Genomic DNA, 13,416 nt, shown 5'->3' on the forward strand with positions numbered 1-13,416 from the left:
AACTGCCCCTTCCCATGAGCCAATCGGCCTGCTTTTTTCGCACGCCGCATTGGGCGGCTTCATCCGGGCTCGCATTCGAGAGCGAAAGGTCTATGAACTCCATCAGGGCAGTTGCACTTGTACTCATCGTCGGCGGAGCGCTCGCACTCCTGTACGGCGGCTTCAGCTATACCCAGGACACGTCCGCCGCCAAGATCGGGCCGATCGAACTCACGGTCAAAGAAAAGAAGAACGTGAACATCCCCGTCTGGGCCGGCGTCGGCGCCCTCGTGCTCGGCGGCGTGCTGCTGGTCACCGCCGGCAAGCGCTGACCGGGGTTACTGCGCTCGCATGGGCGGCCGCTCAGGCCGGTTTGGCGACCATCAGCCAGAAGATCGCCAGCAGCGCGACGAAGGCCGGCACGCCCAGCGCCGCCCACCAGCGCAGATAGTGGAAGTACAGCGGCGGCAGCCCCTCGCCGGCGGCCGCCGCCGCTTCGGCCAGCCGCCGCATCCTCATCTGCAGCCAGACCACCGGCAGCCAGCAGCCGCCGGCCAGCAGGTACAGCGCGATGCTCCACAGCACCCAGGGCGTGGTCAGCGGCAGCTGCAGCACGTGCAGCAGGTACAGCCCGCTCGCCGGCTGCAGCACGATGCTGGTCGCGGTGAACAACCAGTCGGCCCAGACGACCTGGCGCACGACCACCGCCACCGCCTGCGGCTGGCGGTTCAGGCTCGCCAGCAGCATGTGGAAAGCCGAGCCGATGCCGGTGCCGAACAGAAGCGTCGACGACAGGATGTGCAGCCACTTCGCGACCAGGTAGTCCATCGTCGCGCTCAGCGTGGCGGTGGCCGGTCCTGCGCCCACAGCAGCGCCAGCAGCGCGAGCAGCGGCAGGTTCTTCGTCAGCGGCCCGTAGGGATGGGACCAGAACTCGGGCAGCGCGACGCTGATCACCAGCGTGTAGCCGGCGATCAGCGCCGCCTGCGCCAGCCACAGCCAGCGGCGCGCGCCGCCGCGCCAGGGGGCCAGCGTCAGCACCCCGAACACCGCGTCCAGCCCGGCCGCGCCCAGCAGCGCCGCAGCCTGCAGCGCCGCCGGCACACCCGCGCGTGCCAGCAGCGCCAGGCTGTCGTCGCGCGGATGCACGAACAGCGACACCCAGGCCGTCACCAGCCAGACCACGGCCAGCGACAGGCGCAGCAGCGGCAGCGTCCACGCCAGTTCGGCGCGCGCCCGCAGCGCCGGCGCCAGCGGGCGCGGGATGAAGGCCTCGACCGGCCGCGGCGCCGCGCCCAGCAAGGCCATCGTGTCCGCGACAGCGGCCGTATTGCCCCGCTGCAGCATGCGCCAGGCGTCGCGGTCGAGCAGGCCGCCACCGAAGCGGCTGCCGAGACCCGCCGCCGCGGTGACGAGCGCGGCCGGCAGCGCCAGCGTCGCCGCCGGGCGCAGCTCCAGCCCCGCGCGCAGGCCCTGCAGATAAGCCGCCAGCGGCAGCGAGCGCGGGCCGACGAGCGCGACACGCCGGCCGCGCCAGCGGCCCGGCGGCGCCTGCACCAGCGCGACGATGGCCGCGACCGCGTCGTCGACATGCACCGGCTGCAGCGGCTGGTGGCCACCGGCCGGCAGCGGCAGCAGCGGCAGCGCCGCGAGCGCCAGGAACAGCGCCGCGCTCGGACCTTCGGCACCGAAGACGAGCGAGGGCTGGACCACGGTCGCGTCCAGCGGCAGCGCCAGCAGCCGGCGGTCGGCTTCGGCCTTGCTGCGGTGGTAGGCGGTGCTCGCGCCGTCGTCGGCCCCGAGCGCGGAGAGCTGCACGACCCGGCGCACGCCGGCCGCGGCGCAGGCTTCGAACAAGGCCAGCGGCCCGGCAACGTGCAGCGCCGCGAAGCTGGCGCCGGGGCGCTCGCGGAAGATGCCGACGGCGTTGACGACGACCTCGACCCCGTCCAGCAGCGCCGCCCAGTGCGGCGGCGGCGCGGCGAAGTCGGCGGCGACGAAACGGCAGCCGCTGTCGTCGGGCCGGCGGCCGGCGCAGATGAGTTCGTGCCCGGCGGCACGCAGTGCGTCGCGCAGCCGGCTGCCGACGAAACCGCTGCTGCCCGTCAGGAGAATCCGCATCGTCGCCGCTGGTTCGCTGGGAACGGCGCTTGCCGCACGCCGGCGCCGACCGGGCAATCCGCATTCCGCCAGCGCCCCGGTCCGACGGAGTGGCCTCGATGATGACGACGATTTCCCTGGCGCCGCGCAACATCGTGCGCGACACCGTGACCGACGGCCTGCTCGCCGGCGCGATCTCCGGCGTGGCGCTGGTCTGGCGCGGCCGGCGCGACTCGACACCGGCGGCGCCGCTGAACGCGGTCAGCCACTGGATCTGGCCGCGCCAGGGGCTGCAGCGCGAGGACCTGTCGTGGCGCCACACGGCCACCGGCACGCTGATCCATGTCGCCTCGTCGATGCTGTGGGCCGGCGTGTTCGACCTGCTGCGCTCGCGTCGCCGCCGGCCGACACCGCTGAACGCGCTCGCCGACGCCGCCGCCGTCACCGCGCTGGCCGCCACCGTCGACCTGAAGCTGGTGCCGCAGCGGCTGACGCCGGGCTTCGAGCACAAGCTCTCGCGGCCCAGCCTGACGCTGGTCTACGGCGGCTTCGCGCTCGGCCTGGCGCTGGGTGGCCTGGTCGCGCTGCGGCGCTGAAGCGTGGCCGACACGGCAGCGCTGCTGCAGGGCGCGCTGCTCGGCGTGCTCGCGCCGGTATGGATGCTCGCCGGCAGCGCCGACTGGCTCTGCCACCGCGTGCAGCGCATCGAAACCAGCACCGGCCTGCGCGAGTCGGCGCTGCACCTGCTGATGCTGGCCGAACTGGGCATCGCGGTGCTGGTGGCGCTGCTGCTGGAGACCACGGCCGCGGCGCTGGCGCTGATGCTCGCCGCCTGCGTAGCGCACGAGCTGACGACCTGGGCCGACCTGGCCTATGCCGACACCCGGCGCGACATCCCCTGGTACGAACAGCTGGTGCACGGGCTGCAGCAGGTGCTGCCCTGGGCGGCGTTCGCCGGCATCGCCGTGCTGAGCGGCGACCAGGCCTTGGCCGCGCTCGGGCTGGGCAGCGAGGCCGCCGACTGGTCGCTGCGCTGGAAGGCCGAGCCGCTGCCGGCCTGGTACCTGGCGAGCTTCTTCGGCGCTTCGCTGCTGCTGGTGCTGGGGCCGTTCGTGGCCGAGTTCTGGCTCTGCTGGCGCACGCGGCCGGTGGCGCGCTGACGCGGCGCATGGCTGGCGTCAAGGTCACGCGAGCTGCATTGAGCGCAGGCCACCGTCACGGCCACGTCACGCCGGTCGACGACGATGACGGTCCATGCAGAAGGCGCCCCCATCCCCGCCCGACGCCGGCGACGGCGCGGACGGCACGCCGCTGCGCGTGCGCACGGCCTGGATCTCCGACATCCACCTGGGCACGCCCGGCTGCCAGGCGCCTGCGTTGCTCGACTTCCTGCGCGACCTGGAGTGCGACACGCTCTACCTCGTCGGCGACATCGTCGACGGCTGGCAGTTGAAACGCAGCTGGTACTGGCCGCAGGCGCACAACGACGTCGTGCAGAAGATCCTGCGCAAGGCGCGCAAGGGCACACGCGTGGTCTTCGTGCCCGGCAACCACGACGGCTTTGCGCGGCGCTACGTCGAACTGAGCTTCGGCGGCGTCGAGGTCGTCGAGGACTGCCTGCACCAGACTGCCGACGGCCGCATGCTCTGGGTCACGCACGGCGACCTGTTCGACGGCATCGTGCAGCACGCACGCTGGCTGGCGCACGTCGGCGACGCCGCCTACACGCTGGCGCTGGAGCTCAACCGCTGGTTCAACCGCGCGCGCTCGCACTTCGGCCTGCCCTACTGGAGCCTGTCGGGCTACCTGAAGCACAAGGTCAAGCGCGCCGTCAGCTACATCGACGACTTCGAGACCGTGCTCGCGCACGAAGCACGCCGGCGCGGCGCGCACGGCGTCGTCTGCGGCCACATCCACCACGCCGAGATCCGCACGATCGACGGCATCCTGTACTGCAACGACGGCGACTGGGTCGAGAGCCTGACGGCGCTGGTCGAACACGCCGACGGCCGGCTCGAGATCGTGCGCGGCGGGCGCCCCCAGCTGCCGCCCGCGACGGCTGCGGTGCCGGCGGCCGAGCCCGAGCCCGCCGCGACCGTCTGAAAAGGCTCAGGCCGCCAGTGCGGCCGCTTGTTCGCGCTGCCCCTGCGCCGCGGCACCGCGCGTGCGCAGCAGCTCGTCGAACACCTCCAGCACCTCGTAGACGGCGCGGTTGTCGACCCAGCGCACCCGCGCCTGGTACTGCGGCAGCCGCTGCAGCAGGCCGCGCATCGCCTCCGGCAGCTCGCGCACCGACGCCACCGCCAGCCCCAGGCCCAGCTCGCGCAGCCACTGCACGTTGTAGCGCTCCTGCGGCAGCGTCGAGGCGTTCTCGAAGCTCAGCACCGGCAGCCCCAGCTGCACCGCCTCGCTGATCGAACCCGGCCCGGGCTTGCCGACGAAGACGTCGGCCAGCTGCAGCACGCGCGGCACGTTCTGCGTGAAGCCGAGCGCGACGTGCGCTGCCGGGCGCTGCAGCGCCTTCAGCTCGGCCTGCAGCGCGGCGTTGTGGCCGCACAGCAGCAGCAGCTGGGTGTCGGGCAAGGCGCGCGCGATCTTCAGCATCTGGCGCGAGCCGTGGCCGCCGAACATCACCGCCGCCACCGGGCGGTCCGGGTCCAGCCCGAGCGCGGCGCGGTCGGCGCGCCGGTCGCTGAGCACCTGGCGGTAGAAGGCCGGGCGCAGCACCATGCCCGAGACGTGGTGCAGGCGCGCGCCCGGCACGCCGGCCGCCAGCGCCTGCTCCGCCGCACGCGGCGTGCCGCAGACCAGGTGCTGCTCGACGCCGGGTTCGATCCAGAACCGCGGCGGGTGGTCGGCGAGGTCGGTCATCACGGTCGCGAAGGGCACGCCGGGACAGGCGGCCTGCAGCGACTGGGCGAGCACGCGGTTGAAGTTGGGCACGACCGAAACCACCAGATCGGGCCGCGCCTGCAGCCAGTGGCGGCGCAGCGCCGCCAGCATCGGCCGGTGCGCGAGGTGGATCATGCCCTGCAGCAGCTTGAGCTCCTGCGCCAGGCCGGCGGTCCAGCCGCGGCGCAGCCGCAGGTTGTAGTAGTCCTCGGGTTCGAAGCCGGTGAGGCGCTGGAAGCTCGCGTTCGGGTCGAGCACGCGCACCAGGTTCAGCGGGCGCAGCGTCCACGGCCGCCCCTGTTCCTTCGCCGCCTCCTGCAGGGCCTGGACCGCGGCCCGATGGCCGCCGCCAGCGTTGAAGTACACGAGGTCGATGGTCGTCATGCGCCGATGCTCGCAACCCGGCGTGACGCGGCGGTGACGGTCATGAAGCCGCCATCTGCACGCGGCACAGTCGAGGCGGGAGATACCGACATGGAACGCGCACGACACGAACGCCAGCCCGAAGCGGCCGGCCCCTGGGACCGCCTGGCCTGCGACGCGCTGATCGCCGAGTTGCAGGTGCTGCGCGAAGCCATGCTCGAACACGAGGCACGGCTGGCGCCGCGGCTGGCCGCAGTCGACCCCTCGTACCGCGACAGCGCGGTCAACCTCGCCCACTACCTGGCGCTGCGCCGCTACGACCTGCGCCACGTGCAGCAGCGGCTGGCGACGATGGGCCTGTCCTCGCTCGGCCGCGCCGAGACCCACGTGCTCGCCAACCTGGACAAGGTGCTGGGCATCCTGCACCGGCTCGCCGGGCGCGGCTGGCAGTCGCATTCGACCGAGGAGCCGGGCGGCCTGCACCACGGCGCGCAGCTGCTGGCGCGCCACGCCGAGGCGCTGCTGGGCGCGCCGCCGCCGCAACGCGACGCCCGCATCATGGTCACGCTGCCCAGCGAGGCAGCGCACGACGACGCGCTGGTCGCGGCGCTGGTGGCTGCCGGCATGGACATCGCCCGCATCAACTGCGCCCACGACGACGCCGCCGCCTGGACCGCGATGGCCGAGCGCGTGCGCCGCCACGCGCGCCACGGCGGCCGCCCGGTGCGCGTGCTGATGGACCTGGGCGGGCCCAAGCTGCGCACCGGCACCCTGCGCGCCGGCCCGGCACTGGCGCACCTGCGCCCCGAACGCGACGCGCTCGGCCGCGTCGTGCAGCCGGCGCGCCTGGGGCTGCGCGCGCCCGGAACCACGGCCGAGGTGGCGGGCGCGGCGCTGACACTGGAGGTCGACGCCGACTGGCTGGAGACCCTGGATGCCGGCGACCGCGTCGAGTGCGTGGACACGCGCGGCCGGCGCCGGCGCCTGCGCGTGGCCGAACGCCGCGCCGCCGGCGTGCTGCTCGAATGCCGGCGCAGCCTGTGGCTGGGCGAGGCGAGCGAACTCGTGCGCGCCGGCGAGCCCGACGGCGCGCGCCTGCACGGCCTGCCGCAGGAGCCCGGCGCGCTGCTGCTGCACCGCGGCTCGCGCCTGGTGCTGGTGCCCGAGCGCGAAGGCCATCCGGCCGACCCCGCGGCCAGCCCGCCCACGATCGGCTGCACGCTGCCGCAGGCGCTGGCCCAGGCGCGCAAGGGCGACCGCGTCTGGTTCGACGACGGCCATCTGGGCGGCGTCGTGCGCCGCAGCGGCGCGCGCAAGGTCGAGGTCGAGATCACCCAGGCGCGCGAAGGCGGCCAGAAGCTCGCGGCCGACAAGGGCATCAACCTGCCCGACACCGAGATCGAGCTGCCGGCGCTGACGCTGCAGGACCTGGCGGACCTGCCGGTGGTGGCGGCGCACGCCGACATCGTCGGCCTGTCGTTCACGCAGTCGGCCGCCGACGTCGACGCACTGCGCGCGGCGCTGGCCGCCCTGCCCGGCCCGACGCCGGCGCTGATGCTGAAGCTGGAGACGCGGCGCGGTTTCGAGGCCCTGCCCGAGATCCTGCTGGCCGCGATGTGCGTGCCCGCGGCCGGCGTGATGATCGCTCGCGGCGACCTGGCGGTCGAATGCGGCTTCGAGCGCATGGCCGAGCTGCAGGAGGAGATCCTCTGGGCCTGCGAAGCCGCCCACCTGCCGGTGGTCTGGGCGACCCAGGTGCTCGAAGGCCTGGCCAAGACCGGCATGCCCAGCCGCGCCGAGATCACCGACGCGGCGATGGCCGGCCGCGCCGAGTGCGTGATGCTGAACAAGGGCCCGCACGTCGTCGACGCGATGCGCACGCTCGACGACATCCTGCGCCGCATGCAGGCGCACCAGGACAAGAAGCGGCCGCTGCTGCGCGCGCTGAAGTCCTGGGGTGCACCGGCGGTGGCGCCGCAGCCGCATTGACGGCGCCCGGTACTGGCACGCATCAAACCGGGCGCCGGCCGCGAGCCGGACAATGCCGGCCAAACAGAGCGGCTGCCGCATCCAGCGGCCGGCCGCCGTGCTTCATGGGCTCCGTCAGCCAGCAGAACCAGAACCTGTACCGCGTCGTCGAGGTCGTGCGTGATGCCAACGGCCGCCTGACGAAGGTGTTCGCCGCCTACCACACCGACCTGGCCTACGTGCGCCGGCACGCCGCCTTCGTCGCCGGGTATTCGGTGGCGGCCCGCATCTACATCTGCGACCACACGGGCAAGGTCATCCAGCGCTTCGTCTAGCCGCCGTCCAGCGCCTGCAGCATCCGGGGTGTCTCGGGCCCGGAGGGTTGCAGCCGCGCCAGTTCGGCCAGCAGCGCGAACTCGGGGCGCCAGGCGCTGCTCCTGCTCCTGCTCCTGCACCGGCACCGGGTCGCCTCGCGTCACGCGGCACGCGCCGTACGACTCAGCGAGCACTCGCCAGGCGGCCTCGCCGTTGTGCAAGGCACGCAGATGTGGCGCGCGTCACAAGGCGGTGCGACCTCGCCCCCTATACTGGAAGTCAGTATTTTTGTGTGCTTGCAATAGAAGGCGCGCCCGATCCGGCAACCCAGTGCCGACAGCGCCCGATCACCGAGAAATCAACATGTCGAAGCTGCTGGACCTGATGCGAAAGCTCGGAAGCGATGCCGCGTTGAACAGCGATTACGAAACGGACCCCCAAGCGGTGATCCTCCGTTTCGGCCTGTCCGCGGAAGAAGGCGCCGCGCTGCTGGACAAGGACTACGAGGCGATCAAGCGCCTCACCGGGCTGCAGGACGGGCAGTTCTCCACGCAGCACTCCATCCAGGCCTACGACTAGCGGGAGGTCTCGGGCCCCGTACGCCGGCATGCGCCGATACAGCTCCATCGCTGCACTGCTGCTGGCGCTCGCCGCCGGACCGGTCTTTGCTGATCAGTCGCTGGAATCGCAGGTGGCTGAGATCGAGCGGCTCGGCATCTCCGCGAACTGGCGCGACGTCAACGCGAAGATCCAGACGCTGTCCCCGCAACTCGGGTCACTGAGCAGGGAACAGCGACAGCGCGTGGAGTACGTGCGCCTGCGCATGCTGGCGCTGTCGGGCGACATGGCCGGCGCGGCGTCCGGCCTCGGCGCGTTGTTGCAAGAGCCGCTCGCCGCGGACCTGCGCATGCGCGTTTACGGCACGGCCATCAATGTCGCCGCGAACGCAGAGCAATGGTCGCAGGCATTCACCTGGCTCGGCGAGGCTCTTGCCTACCTGGGCGAAGAGCCGCAACAGTCGGTGCGTCTGCTGGGCATCGCCAGCTACCTGCACAACCTGGTCGGGGAAACCGGGAAGGCGCGTGAACTTGCGCTGCGCGAGCTTGCCCTGGCCGACAAGGGCACCGATGAACGCGCCAAATGCCTCGCCCTGAGCCACCTGGCGACGGCGGACGCGAGTTCCGGCCGGATCAACGAGTCCGAGCGTTGGCGCTGGCGCCAGATCGATGCCTGCGTTCGTGCCGGCGACCTGATCTTTGCCGCCGACGGAAAGTGGGGTGTCACGAAGATGCTGGCCGCGCAGGGTCGCTACGACCAGGCCCTGCACTGGGCGGATCAGGCGCTGGCGGGCTACGAAGAGGCCGGGTATGCCCCAGGCACCTGGGGGGTGCGGCTGGCGCTCGCCGGCATTCTGATCGATTCGGGTCGCGACCTTGATCGCGCCGGCCACCTGCTGGCCGACGCCTTGCGCTACTACCGCGATCAGAAAACGCCAGACATGATCGCGGAGACCGAACAACTCCTGGCGCGCCTTGCCGAGAAGCGCGGCGACCCTGCCGAAGCGTTGGCGCACTACAAGCGGGCGACCGTGGCAACGGCGTCAGCCGAGAACGATGCCCGCGAGCGTCGTTTGGCGTATCTGCAGGTGCAGTTCGACATCCGGCTGAAGGAGCAGCAGATCGCGCTGCTGGAAGCGGAGAAGGAAGTGGCCGCGCTGCAGGTCACCGTGGAGCAGCGCCGGCAGTGGCTGCTGTGGGCAGGCGTGGGCGGGCTGGCGCTGGTCTCGATGCTGCTGACGATTCTGCTGCGGCGTGCGTTCATCGAGCGCCAGCGCTACCGCTGGCAGTCCGAGCACGACGGCCTGACCCGGCTCTACAACTACCAGCAGGTGCGCAAGCTCGGCGAGGCGGCGTTCGCTGCGGCACGCCGGCGTGGGCAGCCGTTCACCGCGATCGTCGCCGACGTCGACCGCTTCAAGGGCGTCAACGACCACTTCGGGCACGCCGCCGGCGACGCGGCGCTTCGCAACCTGGGCGTGTGGATCGCCGAAGTGGTGGGCGAGCGCGGCATCGCCGGGCGCAGCGGCGGCGACGAGTTCACGATCCTGCTCCAGGAAGACGCGGCGCAGGCCGAGGCGCTGCTGCAGCGGCTGCGCGAGCGCATCGAGCCGATGGAGGTGTTCGGCAAGACCGTGCACTTCAGCATCAGCTCGGGGCTCTGCGTGGCCAACGACCAGGTGAGCACGCTGGAGCAGCTGGTTCACGAGGCCGACCAGGCGCTGTATCGCGCCAAGCACGGCGGGCGCAACCGCGTGGTGCGTGCCGGCAGCGAGGAGCCGGGCACCGGCAGGCGGGCAGGCCTGGTGGTCGTGGGCAGCGGGATCGATTTCGGCCGCCACGCCAGCGAGCGCAGCCTGTCCGAGATCCGCGAAGCCGAGGTGGTGTTCTGCCTGGTGAATCCGATCGCCCTGGCGATGATCAGCAGTTTGCGGCCGGATGCGATCAACCTCGGCTTGCACTACGCGCCCGGCAAGGACAGGCGCGAGACCTACCGCGAGATCGACGCCCGGATCATGGCCGAGGTGCGTGCCGGCAAGCGCGTGTGCGCCGTGTTCTATGGCCACCCGGGCGTGTTTGCCGACGTGCCGCATGTGGTGGTGCGCAAGGCTCGTGCCGAAGGCATTCCGGCGCGCATGGAGCCAGGCATCTCGGCCGAGGCCTGCCTGTACGCCGACCTCGGGCTGGACCCGGGCCGGCGTGGCGTGCAGTCGATGGAGGCCACCCAGTTTCTGGTCTACGACCGCCAGCTCGACCGTGCCGGCCTGGTGCTGCTATGGCAGGTGGCACTGGCCGGCGACCTGAGCTGCACGCGTTTCCACGCCGAGCGCGAAGGGCTGCAGGCGCTGGTGGACAAGCTGCAGTGCTGGTATCCCCCGGAGCACGAAGTCATCCTGTACGAGGCGGCGTGGCTGCCGATCGAGCAGCCGCGCGTCGAGCGCCTGGCCTTGCGCGACCTGCCCGAGGCACGTTATGCCGAGTACACGACGCTGGTGATTCCGCCTCTGGGCCGGCTCGAGCCGGCCGCGGCGGCTCGATCGCCGCAGCGGCAGCCCGAGGCGGACAGTCCCGCCGAGGCCTGCTGAAGGCGCGCGGCCGGCGACCGCGGCCGTGCCGCCCCGCCCGCGTTCCTTGTCGCCGAGCTGCCTGAAGCGCCTGCCGACGAACAAGCTGAAGATCGACCCGCGCCTTCATCACCGACGTCGTGCACGGCGGCCTGAACGGCCGGCGGCAGCACCGAAGTGAAAACGCCCCGCCGCAAGCGGCGAGGCGTGAAGTTGGCATCGGCTATGCCGGGTTACGGGTTCCCGTGTGTCGCCCAGTGTTGCGGCCGGTTTCGCACGCCGATGCCGCCATCTTGCCGGCGCCGTGTGTCGGCGATGTGTCAGCGTGCGGGTAGCCAGCGGCCCTGCTCGCGCAGCAGCACGGTGTCGCCGCGCGTGACGACGAGTTCACCCGCCTCGAACACGCGGTAGACGGTGTCGCCGTTGTGGAACTCCCAGCCGAGGAAGCGGCAGGGCGTGACGCCATCGGCGCACTGGGTATGCAGCGCCCGGCCGTCGAGCCGGATGCTGCGCCCGCTGCGGCGGCTGCGGCCGACGTATTCGACGTCGGCACAGGCCACCTCGCCTTCGACGCAGCGCGGCTCGACGCTCACGCGGTAGCCGGGCGTGAGCAGCGTCTGTGCGGGCACGCCGACGACAGCGCCTGCGAGCGCGGCGGCGGCAAGGAGGTGGCAGAGCGCTTTCATGGCCAGCCGCGCCACTGTAGCGCGGCCGGCCGGCACATCAGCGCTGCGCCGGCCGCACCGTCGGAGGCACGGCCATGTGGGCTTCGACCGCGTCGAGCACGGCCTCGGGCTTCTGAGCTTCGACCACGGTCTCGCCGTCGAGCTGGCGCCGCATGCGCTCGCTGTCCAGGCCGCCGGTCCACTTGGCGACCACCAGCGTCGCGACGCCGTTGCCGATCAGATTGGTCAGCGCACGCGCTTCGGACATGAAGCGGTCTATTCCCAGGATCAGCGCCAGCCCCGCCACCGGCACGTGGCCCACGGCCGACAGCGTTGCCGCCAGCACGATGAACCCGCTGCCGGTGACGCCGGCGGCGCCCTTGGACGTCAGCAGCAGCACCAGCAGCAGCGTGAGCTGCTGCGTCAGCGTCATCGGCGTGTCGGTGGCCTGGGCGATGAAGACCGCGGCCATCGTCAGGTAGATCGAGGTGCCGTCGAGGTTGAACGAATAACCCGTCGGGATCACCAGGCCGACGACCGACTTGCGCGCGCCCAGGTTCTCCAGTTTGGCCATCATGCGCGGCAGCACCGACTCCGACGACGAGGTGCCGAGCACGATCAGCAGTTCTTCCTTGATGTAGCGGCAGAACTTCCAGACCGAGAAGCCGTGCGCACGCGCGATCGTGCCGAGCACGACGAAGATGAACAGCAGGCAGGTGGCGTAGAAGGTGGCCATCAGCGCACCCAGCGACAGCAGCGTGCCGACGCCGTACTTGCCGATCGTGAAGGCCATCGCGCCGAAGGCGCCGATCGGCGCCACCTTCATGATGATGCCGACGATGCCGAAGAGCACGTGGCTGGTCTTCTCGATGAAGTCGAAGACCATCGAGCCGCGGCCACCGAAGCGGTGCAGCGCGAAGCCGAACAGCACCGAGAAGAACAGCACCTGCAGGATCTCGCCCTTGGCGAAGGCGTCGAAGACCGTCGTCGGGATCACGTGCAGCAGGAAGTCGACCGTGCCCTCCATCTTGCCCGGGCCGGTGTAGGCAGCGACGGCCGAGCCGTTGAGCGTCGCCGGGTCGACGTGCATGCCGGCGCCCGGCTGCACCAGGTTGATGATGACCAGCCCGATGACGAGCGCGATCGAGCTGACGACCTCGAAGTACAGCAGCGCCAGACCACCGGTCTTGCCGACCTGCTTCATGTCTTCCATGCCGGCGATGCCGACGACGACGGTGCAGAAGATGATCGGCGCAATGATCATCTTGATCAGCTTGATGAAGCCGTCGCCCAACGGTTTCATCGCAGCGCCGGTTTCAGGCCAGAAATGGCCTAATGCGACGCCGAATGCAATTGCAATAAGTACTTGTACGTACAGCGAACGATAAAAAGGCCGGTGCCGGTTCGACGAGTCCATGTTCTCTCCCCGCGCGTGACCCCGCGCGGCAGACGAGAGTGTCGCACCAAGGGGAAACCCTGGGTCCTCATCGAGCGTAAAGCTGCTTCGCGATTGCAATAGGCGGCAATCGCGCCAGGCAATGGCTCAGTCTTCGAGACGAATGCCGATGCGTTCGAACAGCGATTCGGCGACGTCGCGACTGGATTGCGCATGGTCGCCACGCAGCACGCCGTGTTCGTCGAAATGGCGCGCTTCGAGCAGCGGAATCAGCGCGGCGAGTTCGTCGACCCCGGCGCCGACCAGCAGCACCTCGGGCAGGCCGGCCAGCGCCTGGCGCAGGCGCCGGGCGACGACGCGGTAGGTCAGCGGCTCCAGTGGCAGGACACCGCACTCCATGTCGCCGATGCGGCGTGCGAGGTCCAGGACGTAGAGGCGACGGGATGCGAGGGCTGAGGACATCGGGCGGGAGCCGTGGGCGAATCGTTGGCCGCAAGGATGGCGCGGGAGGCGCCGCCGCGATCGATACAAGAAAGGGCGACAAGACCTTCACTTCGCAGTCAAGTCGCGGCTCTTATGCTCGAACCCCTCCCCCGCCCGATGTCCTCAGCCCTCGCA

At 71.2% G+C, this 13,416-nt stretch carries 14 protein-coding genes; 8 read left to right on the plus strand and 6 right to left on the minus strand.

Going from position 1 to position 13,416, the window contains the following annotated elements; genetic code table 11:
* Positions 1 to 14 precede the first annotated feature (14 nt).
* On the plus strand, positions 15 to 311 hold the full coding sequence (locus CKO43_RS10115; RefSeq protein WP_346014475.1) for a hypothetical protein: 297 nt from the start codon (positions 15 to 17) through the stop codon (positions 309 to 311).
* A gap of 31 nt (positions 312 to 342) precedes the next feature.
* On the opposite strand, the gene CKO43_RS10120 is transcribed toward CKO43_RS10115, so the two are convergent.
* Together CKO43_RS10120 and CKO43_RS10125 are read right to left on the minus strand one after the other, a co-directional pair.
* The gene (locus CKO43_RS10120) at positions 343 to 807 is read right to left on the minus strand and encodes a DUF2269 family protein (protein WP_200378554.1); all 465 of its coding nucleotides are present in this window, start codon (positions 805 to 807) and stop codon (positions 343 to 345) included.
* An 8-nt stretch (positions 808 to 815) separates the two neighbouring features.
* A complete protein-coding gene (locus CKO43_RS10125; protein WP_200378555.1) occupies positions 816 to 2,099 on the minus strand; it encodes an SDR family oxidoreductase in 1,284 nt (427 codons plus the stop codon).
* Positions 2,100 to 2,200: 101 nt separating this feature from the next.
* On the opposite strand from CKO43_RS10125, the gene CKO43_RS10130 reads away from it, so the two are divergent.
* From CKO43_RS10130 to CKO43_RS10140, 3 genes are all read left to right on the plus strand, one after another.
* Positions 2,201 to 2,674, plus strand: coding sequence for a hypothetical protein (locus tag CKO43_RS10130; protein ID WP_200231113.1), 474 nt, complete (start codon positions 2,201 to 2,203; stop codon positions 2,672 to 2,674).
* A 3-nt stretch (positions 2,675 to 2,677) separates the two neighbouring features.
* Complete coding sequence (locus CKO43_RS10135; protein ID WP_200231112.1) at positions 2,678 to 3,238, plus strand: diguanylate cyclase; 561 nt, start codon at positions 2,678 to 2,680, stop codon at positions 3,236 to 3,238.
* Positions 3,239 to 3,332: 94 nt separating this feature from the next.
* On the plus strand, positions 3,333 to 4,181 hold the full coding sequence (locus CKO43_RS10140; RefSeq protein ID WP_242481116.1) for a UDP-2,3-diacylglucosamine diphosphatase: 849 nt from the start codon (positions 3,333 to 3,335) through the stop codon (positions 4,179 to 4,181).
* A gap of 6 nt (positions 4,182 to 4,187) precedes the next feature.
* On the opposite strand, the gene CKO43_RS10145 is transcribed toward CKO43_RS10140, so the two are convergent.
* Positions 4,188 to 5,354 (minus strand): glycosyltransferase, encoded by a 1,167-nt coding sequence (locus CKO43_RS10145; RefSeq protein ID WP_200378556.1) that lies wholly within the window; start codon positions 5,352 to 5,354, stop codon positions 4,188 to 4,190.
* A gap of 90 nt (positions 5,355 to 5,444) precedes the next feature.
* Between CKO43_RS10145 and CKO43_RS10150 the strand changes: the two genes are divergently transcribed.
* From CKO43_RS10150 to CKO43_RS10165, 4 genes are all read left to right on the plus strand, one after another.
* The gene (locus CKO43_RS10150; RefSeq protein WP_200378557.1) at positions 5,445 to 7,322 is read left to right on the plus strand and encodes a pyruvate kinase; all 1,878 of its coding nucleotides are present in this window, start codon (positions 5,445 to 5,447) and stop codon (positions 7,320 to 7,322) included.
* 104 nt (positions 7,323 to 7,426) lie between these two features.
* Complete coding sequence (locus tag CKO43_RS10155; protein WP_200231108.1) at positions 7,427 to 7,636, plus strand: hypothetical protein; 210 nt, start codon at positions 7,427 to 7,429, stop codon at positions 7,634 to 7,636.
* Positions 7,637 to 7,979: 343 nt separating this feature from the next.
* Entirely contained in the window at positions 7,980 to 8,195 is a 216-nt protein-coding gene (locus CKO43_RS10160) for a hypothetical protein (protein ID WP_200231107.1), read from the plus strand.
* A 28-nt stretch (positions 8,196 to 8,223) separates the two neighbouring features.
* A complete protein-coding gene (locus CKO43_RS10165; protein ID WP_200378558.1) occupies positions 8,224 to 10,758 on the plus strand; it encodes a diguanylate cyclase in 2,535 nt (844 codons plus the stop codon).
* Positions 10,759 to 11,057: 299 nt separating this feature from the next.
* On the opposite strand, the gene CKO43_RS10170 is transcribed toward CKO43_RS10165, so the two are convergent.
* The 3 genes from CKO43_RS10170 to CKO43_RS10180 all read right to left on the minus strand — a co-directional run bounded on the left by CKO43_RS10170 (position 11,058) and on the right by CKO43_RS10180 (position 13,260).
* Positions 11,058 to 11,423 (minus strand): hypothetical protein, encoded by a 366-nt coding sequence (locus CKO43_RS10170; RefSeq protein ID WP_200378559.1) that lies wholly within the window; start codon positions 11,421 to 11,423, stop codon positions 11,058 to 11,060.
* A 37-nt stretch (positions 11,424 to 11,460) separates the two neighbouring features.
* Positions 11,461 to 12,819 carry a dicarboxylate/amino acid:cation symporter gene (locus CKO43_RS10175; RefSeq protein ID WP_200378560.1) on the minus strand — a complete coding sequence of 453 codons (1,359 nt, stop codon included), beginning with the start codon at positions 12,817 to 12,819 and terminating at the stop codon, positions 11,461 to 11,463.
* A 126-nt stretch (positions 12,820 to 12,945) separates the two neighbouring features.
* Positions 12,946 to 13,260 (minus strand): hypothetical protein, encoded by a 315-nt coding sequence (locus CKO43_RS10180; protein WP_200231102.1) that lies wholly within the window; start codon positions 13,258 to 13,260, stop codon positions 12,946 to 12,948.
* Between the last annotated feature and the right edge of the window lie 156 nt (positions 13,261 to 13,416).

It is taken from the genome of Rubrivivax gelatinosus (genome assembly GCF_016583785.1).
In the GTDB taxonomy this organism is placed as follows: domain Bacteria; phylum Pseudomonadota; class Gammaproteobacteria; order Burkholderiales; family Burkholderiaceae_C; genus Rubrivivax; species Rubrivivax gelatinosus_B.

Coding starts and splice junctions, on each gene's coding strand:
- CKO43_RS10115 (WP_346014475.1), top strand. CDS start 15: ATGAGCCAATCGGCCTGCTTTTTTCGCACGCCGCATTGGGCGGCTTCA.
- CKO43_RS10120 (WP_200378554.1), bottom strand. CDS start 807: ATGGACTACCTGGTCGCGAAGTGGCTGCACATCCTGTCGTCGACGCTT.
- CKO43_RS10125 (WP_200378555.1), bottom strand. CDS start 2,099: ATGCGGATTCTCCTGACGGGCAGCAGCGGTTTCGTCGGCAGCCGGCTG.
- CKO43_RS10130 (WP_200231113.1), top strand. CDS start 2,201: ATGACGACGATTTCCCTGGCGCCGCGCAACATCGTGCGCGACACCGTG.
- CKO43_RS10140 (WP_242481116.1), top strand. CDS start 3,333: ATGCAGAAGGCGCCCCCATCCCCGCCCGACGCCGGCGACGGCGCGGAC.
- CKO43_RS10145 (WP_200378556.1), bottom strand. CDS start 5,354: ATGACGACCATCGACCTCGTGTACTTCAACGCTGGCGGCGGCCATCGG.
- CKO43_RS10150 (WP_200378557.1), top strand. CDS start 5,445: ATGGAACGCGCACGACACGAACGCCAGCCCGAAGCGGCCGGCCCCTGG.
- CKO43_RS10155 (WP_200231108.1), top strand. CDS start 7,427: ATGGGCTCCGTCAGCCAGCAGAACCAGAACCTGTACCGCGTCGTCGAG.
- CKO43_RS10160 (WP_200231107.1), top strand. CDS start 7,980: ATGTCGAAGCTGCTGGACCTGATGCGAAAGCTCGGAAGCGATGCCGCG.
- CKO43_RS10165 (WP_200378558.1), top strand. CDS start 8,224: ATGCGCCGATACAGCTCCATCGCTGCACTGCTGCTGGCGCTCGCCGCC.
- CKO43_RS10170 (WP_200378559.1), bottom strand. CDS start 11,423: ATGAAAGCGCTCTGCCACCTCCTTGCCGCCGCCGCGCTCGCAGGCGCT.
- CKO43_RS10175 (WP_200378560.1), bottom strand. CDS start 12,819: ATGGACTCGTCGAACCGGCACCGGCCTTTTTATCGTTCGCTGTACGTA.
- CKO43_RS10180 (WP_200231102.1), bottom strand. CDS start 13,260: ATGTCCTCAGCCCTCGCATCCCGTCGCCTCTACGTCCTGGACCTCGCA.